Origin of the sequence: uncultured Phyllobacterium sp. (assembly GCF_902479695.1) — a bacterium.
GTDB classification, from domain to species: Bacteria; Pseudomonadota; Alphaproteobacteria; order Rhizobiales; family Rhizobiaceae; genus Phyllobacterium; species Phyllobacterium calauticae.
On record NZ_CABSQF010000019.1, the window covers coordinates 53,806 to 78,742 of the forward strand.

At 55.7% G+C, this 24,937-nt stretch carries 22 protein-coding genes; 11 read left to right on the forward strand and 11 right to left on the reverse strand.

The genetic code is table 11. The features are described 5' to 3' along the window. Positions 1-69 precede the first annotated feature (69 nt). Positions 70-951, reverse strand: coding sequence for a DMT family transporter (locus tag RDL77_RS13390; RefSeq protein ID WP_288193264.1), 882 nt, complete (start codon positions 949-951; stop codon positions 70-72). Positions 952-1,161: 210 nt separating this feature from the next. On the opposite strand from RDL77_RS13390, the gene RDL77_RS13395 reads away from it, so the two are divergent. Further along, positions 1,162-1,968, forward strand: coding sequence for a YdcF family protein (locus tag RDL77_RS13395; RefSeq protein WP_288193265.1), 807 nt, complete (start codon positions 1,162-1,164; stop codon positions 1,966-1,968). A 145-nt stretch (positions 1,969-2,113) separates the two neighbouring features. Here RDL77_RS13395 and RDL77_RS13400 read toward each other — a convergent pair whose 3' ends face one another. Next, positions 2,114-2,623 (reverse strand): Lrp/AsnC family transcriptional regulator, encoded by a 510-nt coding sequence (locus tag RDL77_RS13400; RefSeq protein ID WP_288193266.1) that lies wholly within the window; start codon positions 2,621-2,623, stop codon positions 2,114-2,116. A gap of 135 nt (positions 2,624-2,758) precedes the next feature. On the opposite strand from RDL77_RS13400, the gene RDL77_RS13405 reads away from it, so the two are divergent. The 5 genes from RDL77_RS13405 (at position 2,759) to RDL77_RS13425 (ending at position 6,854) form a co-directional block, all read left to right on the forward strand. Then, positions 2,759-4,219: an aminotransferase class V-fold PLP-dependent enzyme gene (locus RDL77_RS13405; protein ID WP_288193268.1), complete on the forward strand. Its 1,461-nt coding sequence runs from the start codon at positions 2,759-2,761 to the stop codon at positions 4,217-4,219. Next, positions 4,212-5,090 (forward strand): MBL fold metallo-hydrolase, encoded by an 879-nt coding sequence (locus RDL77_RS13410; RefSeq protein WP_223613076.1) that lies wholly within the window; start codon positions 4,212-4,214, stop codon positions 5,088-5,090. The genes RDL77_RS13405 and RDL77_RS13410 overlap by 8 nt, the downstream gene beginning before the upstream one ends. Before the next feature lie 357 nt (positions 5,091-5,447). Then, positions 5,448-5,987, forward strand: coding sequence for a hypothetical protein (locus RDL77_RS13415; protein ID WP_288193269.1), 540 nt, complete (start codon positions 5,448-5,450; stop codon positions 5,985-5,987). Between the two features lie 126 nt (positions 5,988-6,113). After that, positions 6,114-6,290 carry a hypothetical protein gene (locus RDL77_RS13420; protein ID WP_288193270.1) on the forward strand — a complete coding sequence of 59 codons (177 nt, stop codon included), beginning with the start codon at positions 6,114-6,116 and terminating at the stop codon, positions 6,288-6,290. A 147-nt stretch (positions 6,291-6,437) separates the two neighbouring features. Beyond that, positions 6,438-6,854, forward strand: coding sequence for a hypothetical protein (locus RDL77_RS13425; protein WP_223616054.1), 417 nt, complete (start codon positions 6,438-6,440; stop codon positions 6,852-6,854). Positions 6,855-7,042: 188 nt separating this feature from the next. Here the strand turns inward: RDL77_RS13425 and RDL77_RS13430 are convergent, their stop codons facing one another. Both RDL77_RS13430 and RDL77_RS13435 read right to left on the reverse strand, forming a co-directional pair. Next, the gene (locus RDL77_RS13430; RefSeq protein WP_288193271.1) at positions 7,043-7,966 is read right to left on the reverse strand and encodes a DUF2950 domain-containing protein; all 924 of its coding nucleotides are present in this window, start codon (positions 7,964-7,966) and stop codon (positions 7,043-7,045) included. 42 nt (positions 7,967-8,008) lie between these two features. Beyond that, the gene (locus RDL77_RS13435; protein WP_288193272.1) at positions 8,009-9,316 is read right to left on the reverse strand and encodes a DUF3300 domain-containing protein; all 1,308 of its coding nucleotides are present in this window, start codon (positions 9,314-9,316) and stop codon (positions 8,009-8,011) included. A gap of 317 nt (positions 9,317-9,633) precedes the next feature. On the opposite strand from RDL77_RS13435, the gene RDL77_RS13440 reads away from it, so the two are divergent. Then, positions 9,634-10,266, forward strand: a complete 633-nt coding sequence (locus tag RDL77_RS13440) for a response regulator transcription factor (RefSeq protein WP_288193273.1) — start codon at positions 9,634-9,636, stop codon at positions 10,264-10,266. A 143-nt stretch (positions 10,267-10,409) separates the two neighbouring features. After that, on the forward strand, positions 10,410-11,504 hold the full coding sequence (locus RDL77_RS13445; RefSeq protein ID WP_288193308.1) for an alpha/beta hydrolase: 1,095 nt from the start codon (positions 10,410-10,412) through the stop codon (positions 11,502-11,504). A 234-nt stretch (positions 11,505-11,738) separates the two neighbouring features. On the opposite strand, the gene RDL77_RS13450 is transcribed toward RDL77_RS13445, so the two are convergent. Beyond that, entirely contained in the window at positions 11,739-13,250 is a 1,512-nt protein-coding gene (locus RDL77_RS13450; protein ID WP_288193274.1) for a lytic transglycosylase F, read from the reverse strand. After that, entirely contained in the window at positions 13,225-15,198 is a 1,974-nt protein-coding gene (locus tag RDL77_RS13455) for a mechanosensitive ion channel family protein (RefSeq protein ID WP_288193275.1), read from the reverse strand. Before RDL77_RS13455 ends, RDL77_RS13450 begins: the two co-directional genes overlap by 26 nt. A 500-nt stretch (positions 15,199-15,698) precedes the next feature. Between RDL77_RS13455 and RDL77_RS13460 the strand changes: the two genes are divergently transcribed. Then, the gene (locus RDL77_RS13460) at positions 15,699-15,980 is read left to right on the forward strand and encodes a hypothetical protein (protein WP_288193276.1); all 282 of its coding nucleotides are present in this window, start codon (positions 15,699-15,701) and stop codon (positions 15,978-15,980) included. A 162-nt stretch (positions 15,981-16,142) separates the two neighbouring features. Here RDL77_RS13460 and RDL77_RS13465 read toward each other — a convergent pair whose 3' ends face one another. The 5 genes from RDL77_RS13465 to RDL77_RS13485 form a co-directional block, all read right to left on the reverse strand. Then, positions 16,143-17,144, reverse strand: a complete 1,002-nt coding sequence (locus tag RDL77_RS13465) for a transporter (RefSeq protein WP_288193277.1) — start codon at positions 17,142-17,144, stop codon at positions 16,143-16,145. A gap of 112 nt (positions 17,145-17,256) precedes the next feature. Continuing rightward, the gene (locus RDL77_RS13470) at positions 17,257-18,747 is read right to left on the reverse strand and encodes a DUF1254 domain-containing protein (protein WP_288193278.1); all 1,491 of its coding nucleotides are present in this window, start codon (positions 18,745-18,747) and stop codon (positions 17,257-17,259) included. Beyond that, the gene (locus tag RDL77_RS13475) at positions 18,714-20,075 is read right to left on the reverse strand and encodes a DUF1254 domain-containing protein (protein WP_288193279.1); all 1,362 of its coding nucleotides are present in this window, start codon (positions 20,073-20,075) and stop codon (positions 18,714-18,716) included. The genes RDL77_RS13470 and RDL77_RS13475 overlap by 34 nt, the downstream gene beginning before the upstream one ends. Before the next feature lie 141 nt (positions 20,076-20,216). Next, positions 20,217-22,004, reverse strand: a complete 1,788-nt coding sequence (locus tag RDL77_RS13480; protein ID WP_288193280.1) for a hypothetical protein — start codon at positions 22,002-22,004, stop codon at positions 20,217-20,219. 197 nt (positions 22,005-22,201) lie between these two features. Next, positions 22,202-22,675 carry a hypothetical protein gene (locus tag RDL77_RS13485; RefSeq protein ID WP_288193281.1) on the reverse strand — a complete coding sequence of 158 codons (474 nt, stop codon included), beginning with the start codon at positions 22,673-22,675 and terminating at the stop codon, positions 22,202-22,204. 263 nt (positions 22,676-22,938) lie between these two features. Here RDL77_RS13485 and RDL77_RS13490 point away from each other — a divergent pair, with 263 nt between their 5' ends. Then, positions 22,939-23,907 carry a formylglycine-generating enzyme family protein gene (locus tag RDL77_RS13490; RefSeq protein ID WP_288193282.1) on the forward strand — a complete coding sequence of 323 codons (969 nt, stop codon included), beginning with the start codon at positions 22,939-22,941 and terminating at the stop codon, positions 23,905-23,907. 63 nt (positions 23,908-23,970) lie between these two features. After that, positions 23,971-24,924: an HAD family phosphatase gene (locus RDL77_RS13495; RefSeq protein ID WP_288193309.1), complete on the forward strand. Its 954-nt coding sequence runs from the start codon at positions 23,971-23,973 to the stop codon at positions 24,922-24,924. Positions 24,925-24,937 lie beyond the last annotated feature (13 nt).

Sequence of the window (24,937 nt, forward strand, 5' to 3'; positions counted from 1 at the left end):
GTATCTTTAACGGACCCCGGTCGTCATCCCCAATTCCGATCCGCTTGGCAGCAACAGCGATCACAGATTTCAAAACACCGCAGGTTCAAGTTGCGTTTTTCGTCTGAGTGTTCCGGCAATCAGGTGCACGCACACCGCAGCAAAGACAATCAGCGCGCCCATTATCGTGCTTGCACCGGGTGTTTCATTGAATGCGAGCCAAACCCAGAGCGGCGCTAGCGGAGCGTCCAACGATCCAATCAAGGCCGTCTCGATTGCCGGAAGATGCCGGGCACCCAGTGTGAACAGCGCAAGACCAACGGCTGAATTAACAACACCAAACAGAGCCAGGATCAAAAGCTCATGACTGGCAATGGCAAGCGGATCACCGAGCGGCCAACACACCAAACCACTGAGCAAAGCCGACAGACAGGCGGCCGGCATGATCGGGATATTCTGATACCGCCGCGCGATAACCATCATGATGGCCATACAGACGGTAAGTCCAAATGCCAGGACGTCGCCCAACAGTCCGCCTTCCACGCCGAATCCCATCATCAGCGCCACACCGGCAAGGGCAAACAAACTTGCAATGATGGCGCTGCGTGTGGGTTGTTCATTCAGAACGAGCCAGCTCAAACCCGCGGCAACGAACGGAACCGTGGCGTAAATGACCGCGCCATGGGCGACGGTCGTGTGCCTGAGCGACGTGATGAAAAAGATCATTCCAATGGCGGATACGGCCGCGAACATCCATCCCGGCAAACCCATCGTTCGAAACGCCAGCCAACTCTTTCGACCTTCCAAAGCGAAAATCACCAATGCAATTGCAATCGCGCCGAAGATGCCGCGCCACGCCAGCATCGTCCAGCTATCCAGTTGAATAAGCCGTGTGAAAAATCCTGCCGTGCTCCAAGCCACCGCAGAGCCCGTAACAAACACCAGTCCCAGTCGATATCCCGCCGCACTCATCGATCCGCCTTTGATTGAACAGAAACAATATAGGCCCACTGCTGACATCCTGGTGTCAGGAAACAATGAGATTTGAAATTGGATCTCTCGTTGCCCAATATGGCTTCCTCTTGCTCCGTATCGATCACCGTCGTTCCGTTGGACAATAAGCGCATGATGCTGCACACATCACGCACACAAGCAATCATGCCGTGAACACCGGGGCCTTAAATGTTCTTCCTGATCTCCAAAGTGGCGGGCTACGTGGTCCTGCCGTCCAACATCATCGGGCTTCTCGGTATTTCGGGCATATTCGCCCTGATCCTAGGGTTTCGCAGGACAGGTCTGTCATTTCTCGTGATGTCAGTTGCGCTACTTGCAATCCTTGGCTGGTCTCCTGCAGGACCAGCAGCCCTACTGCTTCTTGAGAACCGCTTTCCACAACCCAGCATTACAGGCCCAGTTGCCGGCATCATCATGCTCGGAGGCGCTGTCGACACACACATAACAGCCGGACATCATAGCCCCGCTTTGAACGAGGCAGCCGAAAGGCTGACGGCAACGGCCGAACTCGCCCGGCTTCATCCTGATGCGCGTGTATTGCTGTCCGGCGGTGCCAATCATCTTGTCCACGACAACTCCCCGACGGAATCGCAGATTGCCAAAGATGTGCTTGTCTCTATCGGTCTAGCTGAAACCCGCATCAGCATTGAGGAGCTTTCGCGCAACACATGCGAAAACGGATCGGAAACCGCCGCAGCGTTTCAAGCCGAGCCAGGGGAACAGTGGCTGCTGGTGACTTCGGCGAGCCACATGCCACGGGCCGTTGCGTGTTTTCGTGCTGCCGGTATGAACATAACTCCCTATCCCGTGGATTATCGCACCCGCGGAAGTGCAGATTGGCTCAGACCCGTTTCGACCATTGCCACAGGTCTTGCCGCATCTGATCTTGCGATGCATGAATGGCTGGGGTTGATCGTTTATCGTGTCCTTGGTTTGACCGAGGAGTTATTTCCGTCCCCTCGGAACCCGGTGTAGATTCGATCGCGGTCTCGATTGGCTGCGATAGAGGAACCTATGCTTCAGCGCCCGTTTTTCCCGGCTTCAAGCTGATGGGGCCTTGAACGAATGTGCTTCGCGGGCGGTTTTTCCAGATTATCCGATGTATGGCTCACTGGACGCTTTACGGAATTAAACGACTCTTGTCGCTTTGGCGGACACGAGTTAGATCAACCGCTCGATTGTTGATAATGGCTTCCATCGAAAAATAGCCCGTTACGGTCGCCAAATCGAAGTTTGTAATAAGTTTCTGATAAAAAGCGTCATAGCCCGACATCCCACGGGTTGCGACCTTGATCAAATAGTCCCAATCCCCGCCAATTCGGTAAAAATCGATAACCTCCGGCAACTGGTCGACGTGTTTGCGAAAATCATCAGACCATTCCTTGGAGTGGTGGCGCGTGCGGATCATGACAATCACGATCAGATCGAAACCAAGCACCTCCAGATTGATGTCAGCGTGTGCGCCTCGCACCATGCCGATAGCGTGAAGCCGTTGGAGCCTCCGCCAACAGGCATTTTGCGATAGCCCCACCTGGTCGGCCAAATCACGTTGCGATGCGACCGCGTTTCGTTGAAGGCAAGTCAGAATTTTCAGATCAAAATTATCAATTTTCTCGGATTTATCGATCATTTTACCCGTATTAGCTCCAAGTTGTCAAAAAATCGGTGAGGATTTGAAGAGTGAGGGGGAATATAATCTCTGTCAAATCCTATCTGGAGACCGACAGTGCAAGAGCCAGTCAATACTCGCCAATCAGCAGTCCCGATGGCAGTTCTCGCCAAATTCCGAAGTAGCCTCGATGTGGCCGATCCCGTCGTCATGCTACGCGAGGGTCTCATTGGTTCGCAGGCCAAAGTCGACGGGCCGTTCGGCTTGCAAGATCTCGTCTATGCCGATTACGTCGCTTCCGGACGGGCACTCAAACAGGTCGAGCATTTTATCCTCGAAGACGTGTTGCCCTATTATGCAAACAGCCATACCGAGGCCTCCTACTGCGGAGGCATGATGACACGCCTGCGCCGGGCTGCGCGCGCAGTGATCGCGGAATGCTGCGACGCAGACCACAACCACGCAGTCATCTTTGCAGGGTCCGGAGCAACTGCGGGCATCAATCGGCTTGTCAATTTGCTTGGTGTCTCCAAGGCTGTTGCGTCGGGCCAGCGGGTTTGCGTGATCATCGGACCTTATGAGCATCACTCAAATATTCTGCCATGGCGAGAAAGCGGCGCGCAGATCATAGAAATCGCCGAAGGTGTCGACGGCGGCCCGGATCCCGTGCTTCTGACAAAAGCGCTGGAGAGCGCCACAGCAGATCTGAAAGTCTGCTCTTTTTCGGCCGCGTCCAACGTGACAGGGATTATGACCGATGTCGCGGCAATCACGAAGATCGCCAAATCGGCAGGGGCAAAGATCGTCTGGGACTATGCCGGTGCCGGACCTTACCTGCCAATCTCGATGCGTCCTGAAACGGACGTCGAGATAGACGCGATTGTCATATCGCTGCATAAATTTATTGGCGGGCCGGGAGCAACAGGTATCCTGATTGTTCGTCACGATGCCGTTATCGCAAGCAAGCCCTCTTGGCCAGGTGGCGGCACCGTGAAATTCGTTTCGCCAACGGGCCATGATTACAGCGACAGCCTTGAAGCGCGCGAGGAAGCGGGCACGCCCAACGTCATCGGTGACATTCGAGCGGCACTTGCTTTTCTGGTCAAACAGGCGATCGGATTGGATGACATCAGGCGGCTCAACGATGCGCTGACGCAAAAGGCATTTGCGGCATGGCAGAACGTTCCAGAGATCGAATTGCTCGGCTCCTGCCTACTCCCACGTCTTCCGATATTCTCGTTCCGAATCAGAAACGCTAAAGGCGGGTATGTCCACCAGCAATTGATTACGCGGCTGCTGAGCGATCGGTTCGGCATCCAGGCCCGGGGAGGTTGTGCCTGCGCGGGCCCCTATGTGCACCGATTGCTGTCGATTGATGCCGACACCTCGCAACGGATGCGGCTGGCGATCCTCAGTGGCAACGAGATCGAGAAGCCCGGATTTACCAGACTCAATCTGAGCGTTCTTTTATCAGATGAAAAAGTCTCCTTCATCCTGCAATCTGTCGCTCAGTTGGCGCGTGATGCTCCTTCATTTGAAGCGCTCTACACATTCGATCCGGCACGCGCGATTTTCTCGCCACGTGTCCCGGATTTTCAGGACGCTGTCCATGCATAGGCCCGACGTTACCGCCTTCTTTGACCCGCGCACATTTTCGGTTCAGTACGTAGTCAGCGATCCGAAGACCAGGGCTTGCGCCATCATCGATCCGGTCCTCGACTTCGATGAGAAGTCGGGCACGACAGCGACATGCAATGCCGATCTGCTGCTGGACTTTGTCCGTGAGCAAGATCTGCATGTTCAGTGGATTCTCGATACCCATCCGCATGCCGACCACATGTCGGCTGCAGCCTATCTCAAAGGGATTACGGGTGCGCCAATCGCCATTGGCGCAAGAATTGTCGATGTCCAGAAGATCTGGTCGCAGATCTACAATTGGCCGGATTTGCGCATCGATGGTAGTCAATGGGACCGGCTGTTCGTTGACGGCGACACCTTCTCCATCGGCAGCATCGCAGCCGGCGTCATGTTCTCGCCGGGCCACACGCTTGCATCGATAACCTATTCGATCGGCGACGCGGCGTTCGTGCACGATACGATTTTCATGCCCGACAGCGGCACAGCCCGTGCGGACTTTCCAGGCGGAAGCGCAGGCACGTTATGGGCGAGTATCCAGAAAATCCTCGCCCTGCCCGGAGACACGCGCATATTTGTCGGGCATGACTATCAGCCAGGTGGACGGCAACCCCTATGGGAAAGCACGGTCGACCGTCAGAAAGCTGAGAACATCCATCTCAAAGGCTCACCAAACAAAGAGGACTTTGTCTTGATGCGCGAGAACCGAGACCGGACGCTCCCAATGCCAAAACTCATCCTGCACGCCTTGCAGGTCAACATCAACGGCAGCCGGCTTCCAGAGTTGGAAGAGAACGGCATACGCTATCTCAAGCTGCCGATGAATGCGTTTCAAGGCACACCATGGGGCTGACTGTCATGTCGATGCCCAGCACAATACCGCATGGTATTCGCGGCGCTCAACTATCCTGATCCAGAACCTCTTGCCGTAATCGCGACCGCAGGGTTACCGGAAATTGCGACCTATACTTTAGGACTCATGTTATCTGCCTGAACGCATTTTAAAATGCCCACTCTTCAAAAATGCACTGGAATCATTAGATAATTTCCAATTTCTGGGACGCTTTTCAAAGGCCTATCCATCACTCGATTTACCGTATCGTGCTTCCCTTTCGGCCCTGGTTGCGCACTATCTGAAATGAGGCAACTGCGATGTCGGGAGCCGACAAATGCCAATCCGACGGTAACCGGTTTCGATCAGGAGGCCACCATGCCAATCAGCGCCAGTTTGATTATCACCCGACTGAAGAGCGACTTGCTGCAATTCGCCGTTCTTGCTGTTTATCTCTACGTTTGCCTGAGTGCCATCATCCTCTACAAGATCACAATCGTAGGCAATTCCGGTGATGGGTTCTGGCCGTTCGGGCTCCCTGCCCTCAAGGCCTTGCTGTTGGCCAAGTTCATCCTGCTGGGGCACGCCGTCCATCTGGGCGATCGTTACAGCGATCGCCGGATCATCAATGTCATTGCCTCCAAGGCCCTGCTCTATCTGGCGCTGCTGATCGCGCTCTCGATTCTCGAGGAGGTTGTCGTGGGGCTCATCCATGGAAGGACAATAGCCGCATCGCTTTCCGACCTTCTTGGCAAGGCACCCCAGATATTCGCCACCAGCTTCATCATGCTGCTTGTCCTGATCCCCTATCTCGCATCACGAGAGATCAGTTCGGCATTCGAGGGCGGCCTCTGGCGCAAATTGCTCGAGAAGCGCAGCGGATTGCAATCTCGAAACGCGAGCCATGGCAACACGTGATGAGCGGCTTGGCATTGGACGAACTGCCCGTAAGCACATTATTTTCGTTCGCCGCAACGTCGCTGATACATTGCCGTCTCACCAACCTTCCTCGACGGCGTCTCACCCACGCTCGGCCAAACCTTGGTGCTCACAACCATTTACCTCTTGGTCGCAACGGCAATTCACTGCGCCATCGTGATACTCGCCGGCTCGCTGGGCGCGATCCTGAACGAGCCATCCCGCGAGCGTTTCATCCGCCGCTTCCTGGCAATTGTCCTTGCCGTTGTCGCCGTCTGGTTCGCATGGACGACGCGAAGATGACATTGATCCGATGATCGCTTGAGGTCGGCTTATCGCCATCGGCCATCGGCACATTTACCGTATCGAATCTGTATATTCGAGCGGACCGTGTTTTCGTTGGGTTGCCGTTGTCCTAGTCTTCAGACGAAATGAACATGGAGAACTTCGATGTCAGGCAAAACCGGAAAAATCCTTCTCTTGAGCGGACTGATAGGCCTTGGTTTAACATCCGGCGTAATCGCGGCTTCGATGAAGGAATTGCAAGGTGCGTGGACCATGAACGGCACCGACTGCGCTGATACGTTCAAGAAAGTCGGCAAAAAGATTGAGTTCAAGGACCGCGGCGCCTCAACAACAACCGGCTTGCTGATCGTCGGGAGCAAGGTATCCGGGCCGATGGCGATATGCACCACCCAAAGCGTGCGCAAGCAAAAAGACCGTTTGTCCGCTCGGCTTTCATGCACCGATTCAATGATCCAGAGCGATGTCACGGCTACTTTTAAAATCGTCGGCCCCGAAGAATTTCAGCGCTTCGACCCGTTTGGCGACAACATGTATGTCACCTATCACAAGTGCAGCATGTAAGGAGCTTAAAAGCCGACATTTCCGGATTCCACCGTTCCTGTTAAGCCTTTGCTTCTCAGGCGAACGGTTTGTCATCGGGAGGCATACACAATCAGAGCCGGGTGGAACCATGCTCGCTCCACCCGGCTCTGATTGTGTGTTGCCTCGCGACAGTTAATATCTGCCCTGGATATCCCGCGGACCCACGATCAGTCCTCAACAGGCTCCCATGTTTTGTCAGGATTGAATGAGGTTATTGTTTTGACTATCTTCGCGGTGTCCGGACCAAGGTCCTTTTGATAAACAGTACCGTGGTGACTGACGACAAAGGTCATGATCCCGGTCTCGCCATAGACCGCCGGTGAAGCAATCATGGCATGTCCCGCAATCATGTGGCCGTTGATAACGAAACTGTACTTCCCGCCGGCAATGTTGCTGCCTTGCGACGTGAGGATTCGGAATCGATACCCGAAATAACCGTGGTCCGAACCAGCACTGGCTTCGATTTTGGCGGCATCCCCCAGATTGCCGGCAGGGCTCTCTTCGCCTCCAGCCGATTTCCAATAGAGCCCGTTTTGCTTGCCTTCGTCGCTTATAATTTTCTGGGCGAACTCGAGCACGCCATCGCCCTCGTGGTCCACTTGTGCATAGGCCGCCTGCGCGAGGATTTCGTTGCGGCATATGTCGATTGCCTCGAGCTCGTTTTCGCCGATACGACGCGCCAGGACCTCCTCAAGGCCCGCAAGCGTATCAAACTGCCAGCCGCTATCGTGCTTCACCAAGGGAAACGGGAATGGCCAGGCGAGATTTCCCAGGACCACTTCCTTGCCGCCGTCCTCGCGGTCTTCCATTGCGGTTTGTTCCTTGGATGCCTGCTGAAGTTCAGTCAGGCGTGCGTCGAAATCGTCCGATTTCTTTGCCTCTTCCGGGTTAAGACCCAGCAATTTTGCCAGTGCGCCGACATCCTTTGTCTCAAGATCCTTCTTGAGGGCATCCACCGCTTCGCCGGCGTCCTTGAAGGTCAAGGGTTCAGCGCCGACAAAGCGTTGCAATGACGGTTCGGCTGCGAACGATGGTACAGCCATTGAGATGAGCGTTGATGCAAAAAGTGCTTTCAGAACGTGTCTGGACATTTTTCAAAATCCTTCAAAGGAAACTGCGATGGTTCTTCATGGTCAACGGCGATGGAAACGACCGCCGCCGCCAAATCCATGCCTCACGCCTCCACCACCCGCGCCAATCCTGTCGCCGCCGCCGAAGTTACGGCTGAAATTGCCACGCTGGGAGAATTGCCTGACTTCATGGCCCGGAGCATAATTGCCGAATGCACTTGGCTGTCTTGGGCGATGGTCGGCGCGAGCCGCAATTGTTTGCCTGGGCCGGGTGTTGCCGGCAATATTGCCTTTGGCCGGGTTGGGACGGGCGATATTGTTGTTGGCAGGCCGCGTGGCCGCCCGGTTCGCACGGTCATTTGCAACGTTTCCGCCAACCCGTTCCTTCAGGCCGCTCTGCACGTCGCGACGAACGTCCGCACTGCCAATTCTTGAGCCGGCGCCGACGAAACCCGACGTATTTCCGATGTGGTCGCCGCCCTTCAGATCGAGGCGGTTTCCGTTGTTCTGACGGATATTGTTGGTGATGGAATTTCGGTCGAAATTGAATTTGCCGCTGTCAAAGTTGAGGTTGCTGATATTGTTCTTGTCAAAGTGGAAATCATTGCGGTTGAAATTGTTGACATTCACATTGACGTCATTCCCTCCCCACGAATGCCAGTTGTTCCAGTCCACGGCAGCGCCAAAGGCAACACCGGTAACGAAACCTGCCCAGTAAGGCGCATATGGGTAGTAATAGGACGGATACGGGCTGCCGTAGACGATTGGCGCCGCTGCGACGTAAGTCGGGCTCGTCAGGATAATCGGATCGTACTCCGGAACGTAGGTCACCTCCTTTTTGACAGGACGGATGACAACGTTGCTCTTCTGCTTTTCCACGATGATCTTGTCATTGGACTTGATCACCCCTTGGGAAACCGCCTTGTCCCTCAGCTGCTGTACGGCAACGAGGACATCCTTCTGCTGGTCTACCACGGCAGTCCCGAGTTGCTGGGTCCAGTTCAGGTCGTCATTCATCATTTTGACAACGGTCGGGTAATTGAGCAGCGAGACGATGCTGCCATCCCAAGACTTATCCGGCTTTTGATCTGGCTTGGACTTGGCTTCTTCGAGGAAGCGCTCGGCCTGCACGATTTGCAGCGGATTGAGCGCAGCGGACAGCACCAGAGCCACCAGGTCATCCGGATAAAGCGCAATGCGTGCGACAAGCGTTTGCAGTTCGGTGTTCGAAAGCAGCTTGGGTGCTTCAGCGACCGCGGCGGCAGGCGGGGCCGCAGCCGTTTGTGCCTGAGACCATACGGGCGTGATGCCGCCACAGAACAGCAAAATCGCCGAAGCTGCGATGGCCATCGCCTTTGGATATAGTGACATACTTGCTTCTCCTCAATGAATTGTGTTCGGAGTCCAGGCGTTGATATCGATCGGCGACGGCAACCTCGCGACACGAATCGGCACACCTGTGCAATGATGATGCTACAGTGCGGTTCCGTGTGATTGACCGTTGCATTGTGCGCAGCGCTCCCATTGGTTATTGGGGAGCATTAGCGTTCAACGGCTCTGTTGCCGTAAGTACGTAACTGTTAATTTTTGCCGAATTTCAGTTTCCGATGTAGGGCTGAGGTAATCCGCAAGCTTGTTCCAGATCGGCAAACTGAACTTGCGGACGAGACGTCAACCGGGGAGTGGTTATGACACGGATTCTCATCGCGGACGACCATGAGATCGTTCGGCAAGGCGTCAGAGCCATTCTCTCTACGCGGGAGCGCTGGGAAATCGTTGCCGAGGCTGAGAACGGACGCGATGCGGTTGAGCAGGCTCGTGTTACCGACCCCGAAATTGCCATCCTGGATTATGCTTTGCCGTATATCAATGGCGTCGAAGCTGCCCGTCAGATCCGCGCCCACAACCCTAAAACCGAAATCCTTATCTTTACCCAGCACGACAATGAAGCTTTGCTGCGCAACATTCTTGAAGCGGGCGTTCGGGGATATTTGCTGAAGTCGGATGCCACCCGCCATCTGATCCAGGCGGTGGAGGCGCTGGAACATCGCCAACCGTTCTTCACCAAGGCGGTCTCGGACATACTCGTATCCTCTTACCTCGCAAAATCTGATGCATCGCCGAGCATCCTGACGTCGCGGGAAACGGCAGTCGTCAAGCTCATTGCCGAAGGACACAGCAACAAGGAGACGGCAGCGATCCTTGGACTGAGCGAAAAGACAGTTGAAAGCCACCGCTCTGCCGCCATGCGTAAACTGGATGCCAAGTCCACGGCAGCGCTTGTCCGCTTTGCGATACGAAACCGGCTCATTGAGGCATGAATTCAGGCATGCCCTTCCGGGTGCGCCACAGGTTCTCGAGGAAACACCCGATGCCAAACCCTCTATTCAACCATGCGTCTTCCGGGCGAAACAATCTGCCGAACGACGCGCGCCCAATAGGACAGCGCGCCGCAACTGGCCTGATGCCATTGTCATCCCGTCTGCCGATCCTGCTGGCGTGCGTGGTTGCATTGGGAGGATGTGCCGGCCACCCCAAGGGTGTCATGTCTCCTGTCGCAGTTTCCAACAAAACCGGCGGTTCGAAGGTGGACATGCTTGTCGTGACCAGCCGGGTCCCATCCGACGATCCCGCCACACTGTTTACCGGAGAGCGCAGTCCGCATCCCTATCTGACGGATATCTCGGTTTCGATCCCATCGGACAGCAAACGCAAGGCTGGCACGGTTCAATGGCCCAAGAAACTGCCGCCCAACCCCGACACGGATTTTGCCGTTACGCGTGTCCAGCAGCTCAAATCCGTCGATCAGGGCCGAACATGGTTCCGGGCGCATGTCGTCGGCGGGCACGCGCTGGTCTTCGTGCATGGATTCAACAACCGCTATGAGGATTCGGTCTTTCGTTTTGCCCAGATTATCCATGACTCGGGCGCCAAGGTGACACCGATCCTCTTCACCTGGCCGTCCAGGGCCAGTCTCTTCGATTACAATTACGACAAGGAAAGCACCAATTATTCGAGAGTGGCTTTCGAGCAAACATTGCGCACGCTTGCCAATGATCCGAACGTCAAAGACATCACCGTCATGGCTCACTCGATGGGGACATGGCTGGCCATGGAGTCCTTGCGACAGATGGCTATCCGTGACGGCCGCGTTGCCCCAAAGATCGACAACGTGATCCTGGCTTCACCGGATATCGATGTCGATGTCTTCGCGCGCCAATGGACGGAAATGGGCGAAAAGCGACCGAAATTCACGATATTCGTCTCCCAGGACGACCGTGCGCTCGCAGCCTCCCGCTTCATCTCGGGTGACGTGCAACGGCTCGGGGCCATCAATCCCGCCGACGAGCCCTACCGCAGCAAACTCGAACAAGCCGGAATTACGGTTATCGACCTGACGAAGGTCAAGGGCGGAGACAGCCTCAACCATGGCAAATTCGCAGAAAGCCCGCAGATCGTGCAGTTGATCGGCCAGCGCCTGGTAACCGGACAGACCCTTACCGATTCCAACGTATCACTCGGTCAAGGTGTAACGGCGGTGATAGCCGGAGGGGTCTAAGTCGTCGGCCAGGGCGCCGCGGCAACCGTAAGGAAGCCGCCCAACATTCTTGGAGGGCCAAAACACGCCCCGGGCAAAACCGGTAAAATTCCTTAAAAAAAGCAAAAAAAAACGCCGGCCCCCGGGCGGGGCTATTTAGGCCACCCACCGAACCCGCAACGGGGGACGCGCCGCCATCCTCCCCCTTTCTCCCCGGCCCGTTCTATCGGCTGCTGCTTTGAAAAACGTTATGGTCTAGCCACCCTTTTTGCCGGAACTCACGGCATCAGCGTTTTCCTGGAGCCGCTCCGCCAGCATCGTGTAGGCAACGTAATATTTGTAGATGTTGCCGACATATTGCACCGTTTCCCGGCCAACAATGTCCGCGGCCGAATTCTCGACATTGCCGAACCAGATATTCGGATTAAGACCAAGGTCTACCGCCCTCTTCCTAAACTTCTTCAGGTTTCCCGGGCCGGCGTTATAGGCGGCAAAGGCAAGCAATTCGCGTTCACGCGCATTCAGCCCCGGTTCGTCCAGATAGGTATCCATAAGATAACGCAAATATTTCGAACCGGCTTCGATGTTGCGGTCTTCGTCCTTATCAATGTCAGCAATGGCAACGACCCTATCCCTTGCGGTGGCGGGGAGCAGTTGCATGATACCGACTGCGCCGCGCGGACTGCGTTTCGATTGGTCGAGCTTGGATTCCTGGTAGCCCTGCGCCATCAGCATCAGGTAATCGAAGGAATAGGTCGTTCCATGCTTGCGAAAGAGTGTGACAAGTTGCTTGAATTTTTCGACATCGTCGCTTGAGTAAGCGCGCTGAAGAATTTTATCGCTTTTAAAATACGTATTTTTCAGAACATTGCCAAAGGTTGTTCCGACGCGATGCGTCGCTACGAAACGGTCGAGCTCTTTCTTCAACAATGGACTGTTCTTGCGGATCGCCCAGGCGATCTGGCCGTTGCCGGAAATTTCGATATCCGGACGAGCGACAATATCCTTGAAAATAGACGACCAGATTGCGGCCTTGTATTTGTCGACGACGGTGTAGGACAGAAGATCCGCGTTCACCATTTCAAGAAGATCTTCATCCTCGAGATTTTCGTCCATAATCCGAATGCTTATCTCGGTCTTTCCCCGCGATTTCAAATCGGCATTCAGTTTTGAAAGATGCTCGAAATAGCTGCTTGTCTCCCGCACGGCGACCTGTCTGCCCGAAAGATCATCGAGATCGACGACGCTTTCGGCAGAAGGTCCCATCACCAGAATTTCGCTTGCTTTGTCGTAAACGGGAACGGTGAAATCGACCTGCTCCAGTCGGGCCGGTGTTATTGTGAGGTTTGCCATCACCACGTCACCCAGTCCGTCATTCAACGCATGGATCAGTTCGTTGCGGCCAACCGGGATGAACGCGATGCGCACGCGATCGAGCTCTCTCTTGGCTCCGGCATTGAGCGCCGTCTCAAGCGCAGTGCCAAACTCGACTGCAGTGCCATACTGTTTGCCCTGATCAATGAAATAAATCGTCTTGCTGTAAGGGACAAGAATTCGAATGAGCCGCCTCTGCTTCATCCCGTCCAGATCAAGAATGTGGCTTGAGAGGAACTTTGAGTCGGCCAGGGCCGGCGCGGCGATGGACAAACAAGCGATCCCGATGAGACCCAGAACAAGCCGGTTCAATGCGTTGCTGAATGCCATTGCTACACCGCCCTCATCAGAATTCATTGACCTTGGTTCAACTTTCCCCGGCTTTCGCGGCATCCGCTGCCTTCTTGCGGTGGATCGCGTCGTTCGTGGCCGCAGCGGCGACACTGCCTGAATGATCGTCACCCGCAACCTGCACGGTCGGCGAGGCAAATTCGATGCCGGTCGCCGTAAATGCATCGCGTATCATGGCGTAAGCCCGTCGCCTGATGGTTGATTGATGCCCGGGTTTGGTCATCATGGCGAAGCTCAGATTAATGCCGTAGTCGCCGAACGCCTCGACGCCCTTCATCTTCACCGTCTCGATGATTTGCGGACCAAATTCCGGATCTTCCAGGAGCGTCGCGCCCACGGTCTTGACCACCTTTTTGACCTGCGCAATGTCGGTGTTGTAGCTGACTGAAATCAGGAACTTGTCGATGACCCAGTCGCGGCTCATGTTCTGGACGGCACCAAGCATGCCGAACGGAACCGTGAAGATCGGGCCACGGTGATGGCGCAGCTTGACCGAACGGATGCTGAAGGACTCTACGGTGCCCTTATAGCTCCCGCTCTGGATATATTCGCCGACGCGAAACGCATCGTCCATCATGTAGAACACGCCGCTGATGACATCCTTGACGAGCGTTTGGGAGCCGAAACCTATTGCAACACCAAAAATTCCTGCACCGGCAATCAGCGGACCGACCTCGACACCGAGCCCCGAGAGCACCATCATGATGGCAATAACCGCGATGAGTACCGCGAGGAAATTGCGCAGGATCGGCAATAGGGTCAGCAGTCTGCCGCTGCGCGCCAGTTCCGCGGCATCGCCGCTCGCTTGCCGGGCCCTCTCAAGCCGATGGTTTATGGAGCTTTTGGCGACGTGCCACAGCATGTCCGCAACAAGGAGAATAATAACACCGCTGAGGACGCCGCGGATCGCTTTGCTGGCCGCGGCATCTTCGGTCAGAACTGTCGGATGCAGGCGCACGACCATGGCGAGCCAAATTACGGCGAGTGTTATGATGAGGGCTCGCGCACCGCGATCGACCAAAACTTCGAAAACCGGTTTGCTCTCATCCGCACGATACTGGTCAAACACGGTTTTAACGATTGCACTGGTCGCCCTCAATATGCCGGGCAGGACTATCGCGTAGATGCCGAGCCACAGCAGAATATTCATGCCGGCGATCCAGAAGAACCACAAAATGCAGAAGGAAGCGACGAGCAGCCAGCCTCCCGTGCCCATATCCCTGGCGTCGCGACGAAGCCCGGGGCGATGCCAAACGGCTTCCACCGCCACGGCCAGCAATCCGATACCAATGCAATAGACGATCACGCTCTTTGTGTCTGCCGGTATCGCCAGTGCCGTCAGAACGCCGGCTGCAGCCCATCCAGCGAACAATATGATCGTAAAAGTGCTGATGCGACGGCTCCAGAACCGGGCAGAGATATCCTCCATCGGGATAAGCCGGATGTGGGCCTCGCCTTTGCCAGGCGCTAGCAGGAGTTCGCTCAGGCAAATGATCGTCCGGCATCCGATCAGCGCTAGCAAAAGCGGGATGACGAGAGCATTGAACAGAGGCGGCAACGCCAGGATCAGAAAAACGCCGAAGCTCACAATGCTGAAAACAGCAATCGGGGCAATTTTTACGAAGGCCGCCTGTGCCAAGTCTTCGTGAAAGATCACCTTGTCATCCGGCGGCTGGTTTGAGATCAATCCGGCTGTATTTTTTACCCATTTCCTGAAAAGAACCTCCAGGCCCATCCCGCAGAAAATGGGTATCAGAAGCAAAAACACTGCTGACCAGAATCCGTATTCGCTGACCTTGGCAGCCAGGATTCTGCCTGCATTCAGCAGATCGCCGGGGAGAGCCGGAACGGCATGAATCACCGCACGAAGATGTTCACGTATGCCATTGGTCCAAAGGGTAAAACCGCTTGGAGCGCCATCGATGGCAGGCGCAGGCACTGTCTTCGGTTTGGTGGCAAGCCATGCACGGATTTCCGGATCGTCGAGCAATTTGATCAGTTGCTGGACCTTTTCAGGCGGCATTGCCGCCGCCGCGGGCTGTGCGGCACTGTTCGACCCGGAGGCAAACCATGCGGCGAACATCAATCCGACGACCAGACAGAGATGGATGGCAGTCCTTTGAATTGCAATGATGCGCATCACGACCACTCCGGCCGTGCGCCCCGGACAGTTGCCGCAACTGCCTTCGCCATTTGCAAAAACGGATATACACCTGAACCGACCATTGCCGCCCCCAACTGCGCCACATCCCTGGCTTGATGCCCATCGGCTCAGAACGGCACGCCCCCAAGGTAATACGTGGAAAGTTACGGACGCACAGGTCGTTCTAGGTCATCGGGATCAAACATTGGCCCGGCGGAACGCGCGAACCAATTCTGTCTGGATTGTTGGGATAAATCAGAGGCCACGTCAAAGTTGTTACAGTTACATTGTTGCATTGCCGGAGTGCTCAAAGCATCTTCTTATCAGTAACTTATGCGAGGTAACGGATGAAACGTATAGCCCAGGGCCTTTGTCTTCTCGTCGCTCTGACAGACGTTGCTGCCGCGCAGTCATTGCAGGTGCGCATACTTGAGCGCCAAACAGCGCGCGCAATACGGGCGGCAGGATTCTGGTGCAACCAGATCAGCGACGCAAGAATCGATCACGTCCTGTCGGCAGCAGGCCCGACGATTGTGCTGGTAACATGTGACGACAAGACAAGGTTTGCCCAATACAAATTGACAATGACCCCAGACGATAAAATCTCGAAGATCGAAGTTTGGAACTGATTTCTGCCGCCATATTTCCAGCGGCATAACGGAAGCTTTGCTTCCGCCCGGCACCCTTGAAGCAGCGCCGGTCCAGGCGCTTCGCCGCCGGGGGATAACACCGGGCTCAGGACACGCCGCCGCCGATGTGTCCCGAACCCGGTTGCAAAGCGAGCGTCCCTCTTATTCGGAAGCAGCCAGCTGGGTTTTCGGCTTGTGTTGACCAATCGGTATGGAGAAAGTGATATATCCTGCATCGCCTTCTGCCCGATTGTCCGCCGCAAATTCATGGAAATATTTCAACCGCGCCGCAACCGGTGTTTCTCCGACCTCGAAATTGTATCCCACGGTTGCGCCGATGGCCGCGACACGCCCTTCAAAGCCGCCAAGTACCGCACCCGCGCCGCTATCGCCTGATATCTGGTCATAATAATATCCGATCAAACCTGCGGAGAACTTCGGCGAGAAGGTTTTGGAAACTGCCCATTCAATGTGAAGCTCGTCGCCCGTACGATAATTCGTTGCAGGGTTTTCAGCGTTGAATGTAACGCCTATCGCGCCGGAGATGTCGATTCCCGACGTGGGATCTATCCAGGATGCCGCGGCATAGACGTCCGCCCCCCAGTGGTTGAACGAGAGATTTGCCAGCGCGCCATCGTGATAATCGCCGATCGGAACATTGACCATGACGCCTGTTTGCCAATGGAAGTTACCATGGTGCCATCCGATCATTCCGCTGATAACGGGGTCGCCAACAGTGAATATGTCGTCAGACTGGCCCCGTTGGATCGCGGTGCCAAATCGCGGACTGACAATATCAAGCTTTGCAGACACGTCCTTGTATCCAACAGGCACAGTTGCCGAAAGGCCAAAATTTCCACCCAAGATCTCCCAGGGCGTCACCCATATGCCAGTGGGCAGTTCAACAACTGCTGTCGCATCGATATCACCGACGACCTTGCCGCCTGTCGGAAAGCCACGGCCGCCGCCGAGGCTTCCGGAATATATATAAAGGTCATTCTGGAAATAGATTCCAGGAGGCGGAAGCGCGCCGGCGGCAGGGCCGCGTGAACCAAGAAGGTAGAAGCCTGCCCCGCCTTCCGCGGCAAACGCCGCGCCTGCGAAAGCCAGCGAGAGCGTTGCTGAAACCGCGACGATCCGCTTCAATTTATGGTGCGACCACATGGGCAACTCCTCCGAAATTCCTGCCCGCCGTTGGCGGCGTTTTCTAGGTTGATGGGCTCAATTAGCAAGCTTTGAAAATCAGGGTCAGGTAATCTGTCCATCACCTGAGCGATCACTTGTTTGCCTGTATGTCAGGCAGTTTCCAGGATTTGCTGAAGTAAGGCTCAAGCGGTCCGTACAATCGGAAATAGGCAAACCATGCCTTTCCCGGCAGCGTCGGAATCCAGTTCTTCTCCTTGCCAGCGGGTGCACTCGGCCCGAAATACAGATCGTATGAACCATCGGCATTTTTGACGATATCCGAACGGGACGATTTGTCGGCAACCTGTTGTGCATTGTCGATGAGGACCCGAGTGAGCGAGTCATACACGGTGACTGACCAGAACAGCTTCGCCGGCGCATTTGGCGGAACGTTTAGCGTGTAGGATTTGCTGCCGTCGAACCAGTTGCCGTTGGCATCCTGGTGAGCCGCAAGATAGGCCTGCCCCACACCGGGCGTCTTGGTTACCATTCCCTTGGTCGTTGTCGCGGCCTCGTAGAAGTACTTGGCGCGCTGATCAAGCTGGGTGTACGAAGCGGCCTCCTGGAACGGATCGAACATGATCACGTAGTCCCAGCGGGTATCCGGTCGATAGCGCGCATCTTTTTCGCGCGTGGCAAAGGAATTCGCCTGAGCCATCAGTTCGCCGGTTACAGCGCCGTCTGTCAGAATTTTCTTTTGCCGCTCGTCTGGTTCAAACGGCTTTCCCTTTTCAATGCCCAATGGACGCAGCATCGCCATGACCATGCGGTCGCGCTCCATCACAGGTTCGCGTTGTACGATATCGTTCAGCCGCTCCCAGTAGGCGAGGCCCCGAGGCGGAACCTGGCTCCACCGGCGTCCTTCGGGTCTGATGAGTTTCGTCGGCTTGGGCTTGTCGCGTTCGGCAAACGGATAAATCTTGACAGCCTTGATGAGGGCTTCCGCCTTCTTTGGATCCGGATCAAGCACGCGAAATGCAAAGAACACGTTGTTGGTTGGCGATTGTATGACCGTGTAACCCTTGACCTTCGGAGCCACCTGCTTGGGGCCGAGCAGAAGATATTTCGCTCCCTTACCTTTGTCTGGTCCTGTTTCACCCATGTCGGTGAGCGGTCGCTGCCAGAAATCGCCCACGCCTCCAGCTGTTGCGCCTGCGGGATAATCGATCACAAGCGGGCCGGTGACGGATAAGTCCGGAAAGCCCCCGATGTAGGGGGTTGTGGCATTGGCCGTCAGGATACCGAGCTTGTCTTTGACACTTTCATATAAAACCAGGTCGGTACCGCTCGCCCCCAAATCCTTGCTCGTCGAGACTTGCCACTCTGCAAAACCGACGATTGGCAACGCCCAGATATAGGCTTGTGTCGCCCGTTGATAATCAAGCTCGTCATAGAGCTGCTTGATGGCATTGGCGTCCGCGGGCAAGCCCAAATTGGTCGAAACCTCGCCCATTGGCGTGTTGACCGGGATACTGTCCGCCTGTGCCGCGGCAGAACCAGCCGCAAGCAGCGCGAGACATACCGGGATGGCGAAGATGCTATGTGCAGTCATTTCGACGGCTCCAATACTGGCAGTTTCCATGATCCGTCGATTGCTTTGGGTTCCGGCCCGTAAATGCGTGCCACGAGACTGTATTTGCCCTCGGGCGTCGGCAACCAGTTGGCTTCCTTGTCGGGGCCGGGAGACTCATGACCGAGATAGATCGTGAGCGATTTGTCAGCCCCAAACACCAAGCCCTTGCTGCGATCTCCAATGGAATAGCGGTTGATCGGGTTGGCAAAAAGGAAGCGATCGGGGAGCGTATAGAGCGTCAACGACCAGAAGAACCGCGCCGGAGGCAATTCGCCGGCCTTGAAATGCAACTGAGACGGTTTGGCTCCGTCGCCTACAAATCCGCCGTACCACGCCTCCTCTATGGAGTTGCCATACAGTCCCTTTTCAGCGCCCATGGCGCGGGTCATGTAGTCACCATGCATGAATTCGCGGGTCCCGAACAATCCGTTGGAGCTCAGCGTCTTCTTTGCCGTTTCGGCCATCTGTGCCTGCGCGTCGGCCACGCCTTCATCAATGGCAGCCAACAAAGCAGGATCCGCCTTCTTGGCGTCCCACTCCTTGCCTGCACCGATGCCAATCTTGGCAAAGCGTTCCATCAAGTCCTTCTCAGCCGGCACGGTTGGCTGCGCGAACTGCAACAGGAAATTGATGTAGCCGATGAAGTCGTGGCTTGTTGCCTTGGTCTTGTCGTAAGGAGGAAACTGGATTGCAGGAGCGGCTGGCGCGGCCGCCTTCCCCAGAAATGCGCTCAGCGGCTGCAGTTTGTATTGAGCCTGAATAGCCTTTACGTTCTCCACGTCTTCGGGTCCATTCAGGGACGTGCGGCCGAGAATCCCGACGATATCGGTTTCGGCCGGGATAACCTGCTTGATCCCTTCGGGCTTTTCACCGCTCCAATTCGGTCCCGCGATCATGTAGCTGCCGGCATCGAACCCGGTCGCCCGCACCCCGACATAACCGAAATTGTAGGTAAAGAGGTCGATAAGCTGCATGACGTAATAGCGGTCTTCCGGAACTTTCGGAACGGTGAGGACTATAGGTTCGGCTCTCAGGTCCAGCCAGGCCCATGAATAGGGCGTGTCATTGTTCGGGGTAACCACATCCTTGTTGTCTGGCGTAAATGTCTGGGCGTAGTGACGAAAGACATTGAAGCCGCCGACATATTCGGGCGCATTTGGTTCTGTGGCTTGCTTTACCCAGGTTTGATAATTGGCTATCGGAGCAAATGCATAGACATAAGCGTCCTTTGCTATGAGGCGGGTCTCGTCTTGCTGGGTCTGCTGCGCCTGGGCGACTGTAATTGCGGCAAACAAAAGAGCGCCGGCGGCAAGAAGAAAAGTCGCCAAATGTTTCAACAAGTTTCCTGGTGAACTATGCCACCGGTCATGCATAGAGCGCTTGGGCAAAAGGTGTCTCATTGTTATCCTAACATTTGCGTGCTGCCGTTCATGAACGCATGAACGGTCGCGCTGGCTGCAAGGGCAAGTACGTAACAGTTAATTTGTCGAGCTAACGAGGGGAGACGTTGCGTCCAGCGCTCCCCCTTGGGGCCACTGCGGCAGGGCAAGCCCGGCCTTCATCAGGCCGGCACCAAGGTTGTCTACAAGGACCGGCGCGTACTGGCGGGCGGCCATTTCGGCGCGAAAAGTCGTCCAGAATTGCCGGTCGCGCGATTTGAGGCGGGCTGCAACTTCAGCAACCGTTTCCGTATCGCCAACTTGCGCTGCGGCTGCCAACTCAAGGATATTGGCGACATAATCTTCCGAACGGCCCATTTGCTGCACGCGCAACAGCGCTTCGGCAAATTCACCCCGCCGATATGCGTCAAGGGCCAGGGTCAGACCGGCGTCGCTGTGCGGAACATCATCGATCAGGCCTGCCTTGATCGCCAGTCCAGATCCTTCGGCCCATCGTCCTGCGGCAAAGAGCATTGCACCCAACCGGGCCGGGATGGCGCTATTCTGCGGATTGAGCGCCATTGCCCGATAGCCGGAGACGAAGGCCGCTTCCGTCTGGCCATTGCGGAATTGTGCCAGCATTTGCGCGTAGTTGCTCTGATCAGACATCGGCGCAAGCGAGACGGATTTGTTCGCAAGAACAAGCGCGCGTTCCGTCGCATCATTGGCAATGTCAGGCACGGTCGACTCCAGCAGAAGAACCGCCAATTGGGCATTCACGTCGGCATCGTTCGGGGCGACATTGAGCGTGGCTTCAAGGCAGGTCCTGGCTTCCCACATTTCGTTGCCATTGTGCCGCTCGATGGCGGCAGCGGCGCGAAGTATGCATCCGTTCCCAATGGTCGGGGCTGCCAGTTCCCGCGTCAGTTCCGTGCTGTTGATCACGCCCCGCGCGCCGGCAAAGCGATTGGCCAGATTGGTCACAAGTTCGCGGCGCAAATCTTCATTGGTTTTATCGCCGACAAGAATCTTCTCCACCCCGGATCGCAAAGCCTCTCCGGTGGCCTGATTGACGACCTGCCACCAGACTGTGCGTTCGCTCGCGGTGGAATGATATTTCAGCTTCACATGGTAACGGCTCATTCGCCGGTCCGACGTAAGGAAGGTCACATCTGCCGTCGGCTTCGAAACGTCCCGGCCCATGGCCTGCGGCTGGTCAGGCGCGGACAGTTTGAGCGCATGAAACTGCGACAGGGCAATCATCAGATAGTCGCGAATGAAAACGGCCTCGCCATCGGACGGATCACCCGCAAGTTTCATCTCAATCGCAACATTCGGCTTATCGGAATAGATGGGCCCCCGCGCCAGGAAAGCCCAAAGGCCAAGGCATCCGGCAGCGATCGGCAAACCGAACAGCAATAAATTTCGCAGGGAAACGATGTTCGCGGATTTCACGACATGCGGTGTATCGTCCTTGACTGCGGCATCCTCTGCCTCACCGACGCCGCTCGCCAGCTCCGCTATTCTTGAGAAAACGGGGATGTATCGCCCCCGCGGCAATTCAATGTGCACGCTTCCAACGTCCGTGCGCGCCTCGTAATACTGAACCAGCGACGCACGAAGGCGCGTGGCTTCTATTCTGACGATGGGATCGGTGGAGGGATCGAAACTGGACGGACGGCCGAAAACATCAACGGCGATGGTATAGGCCTTCACCGAGGCAGAGTTGCCTTCGAAAACCGCGTTGGCGACGTATTTTAGAAAGTTCCTGTTGCGCTCCGTGGAATGAAACTGTGCATCCGATAGAAGCCGTTCCAGCTCCACTTTGGCATCTTCATCGGTTACGCCTGCGAGTTTCCGCGCGTCGACAATCTCGTCAACGTTCATTGCACTCATCCCCCAACAAAGACAACAAAGTACAGTTAGAGTGTATTTTACACTTGCGGTATAGGGGGAACCCCTTGGTTCAAACAGTGAATTCCCTTAATATTCACACGAAACAATATAATTCTTAAATACAGCATACGCCGCCTAATCATTTATGATTACTTATCACCAATTTCAGCAGCAAACCCTAGATCACATCATTTTTGATTCACTGAGACGCACATCTTGATAACTTCTTCTTCAAGTTCCGTGCAAAGACCTTGGTACTCCCCAATCAATTTGATATCGCTTGATCCATTCCTTCGCAACAGATCCAACATGGAGCTTGCGTCGTTGTATGCCTCGCATAAACTCAGCAATGTGGCATTCCGCGCACTGAGGACCTGGAGCTCGCCGCGCAACGCGGGCAGCTTGAGCATCAGTTTCCACAGTCCCCGCCGTTCTGATACCTCCGACATGGCTTTGTCTGGTTTCGCTCCCTTTGATGACCCTCCAATTATCGCGTCTGGATGAGACTTCGAAGCAGCCCGTTGTTTTCCGGCGGCTTTGTCGTCCAATGCAATGAGGAGTGGCAATGCGTGGTGGTCAACACCTTGGTCGTGTTTCACCGGCGTCAATTTCCGGCCTGCTCTTGGCGAATGCTTGAAGCCATCTTCGATATCCTGGAGCAATCAGCTAAGTACGTAACGGTTACAAAGCCACGGCGTCCCACTTGCCTTTTGCCGTTCCGGCATCGCCTTCGATACACCGCCGAGTGTCAGACCCCGTCTTCCGAACGGCGTCATCGTCAACAGCCTCCATCCGCACCAACTGGCGCATATCCGCGATTGTTGTGTTCGGAAACGCCCGGATCGGGATTTGTTACTGTAACGTACTTCAGTCAGCCCTTCTTCTTCTTGATGCTGCCCTGGATTGCATGTGGAGGCGAGACAGGATGACCGTGGCAGTTCAACGGGAAGATGTAAGCGAGCCGTCGATATCCGAGGACGGTCTTGTCTGGATAGCTGGCAAGACCTTCACCATGGGTTCCGACAAGCACTATGCCGAAGAAGCTCCAAGCCACCCGGTCCGGGTCGACGGCTTCTGGATCGACGCCACGCCTGTCACCAATAGGCAGTTCGGGGAATTCGTTGCAGCGACCTCCTACATTACGCTTGCCGAAAAAGCGCCAGACCCGAAGGACTATCCCGGGGCGTTGCCGCACATGCTCAAGGCAGGGTCGCTCATGTTCGACCCACCCAGCGAACCGGTCACCAGTCCAGACATAAACCAATGGTGGACCTTCAAGTTCGGCGCCGACTGGCGACATCCATACGGGCGTAAAAGCGATTTGAAACGGAAACTCGATCATCCGGTCGTCCACGTTGCCTGGTGCGATGCCAAGGCCTACGCCGACTGGGCCGGCAAGGATCTGCCGACTGAGGCTGAATGGGAACTTGCCGCGCGCGGTGGGCTTGACGACGCTGAATTTGCCTGGGGCAACGAACTTGCACCTGACGGCCGACAGATGGCGAACACCTGGCAAGGTATTTTTCCCCACCACAACCTTCGCTCCAAAGGAAATGACCGGACCTCCCCCGTCACGAGCTTCCCGCCGAACGGCTATGGTGTCTACGACATGATTGGCAATGTTTGGGAATGGACGAGCGATTTCTGGTCGACGCGCCATCCCGAACCTGCAGCCAAGGCGTGTTGCATCCCTGTTAATCCCCGCGGTGGTGCGATCGAAATGAGCTATGATCCGCGGCAGCCTGCAATCCGGATACCGCGAAGGGTCCTCAAGGGCGGTTCGCACCTTTGTGCCCCGAATTACTGCAGGCGTTACCGTCCGGCTGCGAGACACGCCGAGCCGGAAGACACCTCCACCAGCCATGTTGGCTTCCGGTGCGTCAAACGCCCTTGATTACCTAGAATGGAGCACTCCATGATCAGACTTGCCAGGCTCGCCGGGCTGTTCGCAGCCATTATGATTGCCGCTGTCCCGACACTGGCGCTCAGCCAGGATGCGCTGCCTTCGTGGCGCGAAGGCCGCGCGAAAGCTGCAATCGTCGCATTCGTTCAAAAGGTGACGACGGAGGGAACGAGTTTCGTTCCGGTTGCGGATCGCATTGCCGTTTTCGATAATGACGGAACCCTCTGGTCCGAGCAGCCATTCTATTTCCAGCTCGGTTTCATGATCGATCGCGTCAAGGTTCTCGCTCCCGAACATCCGGAATGGAAGGAGAAGGAACCATTCAAATCCATCCTGGAAGGCAATCTTGCAGGCCTGGCCAGCGCGGGCGAAAAGGGCATTGTCGAACTGGGAATGGCAACGCATGCGGGAATGACAACGGACGAATTCTCCAAGATCGTTACCGATTGGTTCGCGACGGCAAGACACCCAAAGTTCAAGCGCCCTTACAATGAAATCACGTTCCTGCCGATGCGCGAACTTCTCGACTACCTGCGGAACAATGGTTTCAAAACTTACATCGTCTCCGGCGGCGGTGTCGAATTCATGCGTCCGATGACCCAGAAGATGTATGGAATTCCGCCGGAACAGGTGATCGGCAGCAGTATCGAAACCAAGTACCTTCTGGAGGGCGACACGCCCGTCCTCACGCGTGAACCGAAAATCGACTTCATCGACGATGGCGCAGGCAAACCCGTCGGCATCAACAAGTTCATCGGTCACCGCCCGATCTTCGTCGCGGGGAATTCCGACGGCGACTACGAAATGCTGCGTTGGGCAACGGCTGGCGACGGCCCACGCTTCGGGATGATCGTGCATCACACCGACGCAGACAGGGAATACGCCTATGATCGCGAATCCCACTTCGGCAAACTCGACAAGGCTTTGACAGAAGCCGGCACCCGCAACTGGCTGCTCGTCGATATGAAGGCCGATTGGCGAAAGATTTACAGCTTCGAAGATCGATGATCTATTTCGGCAC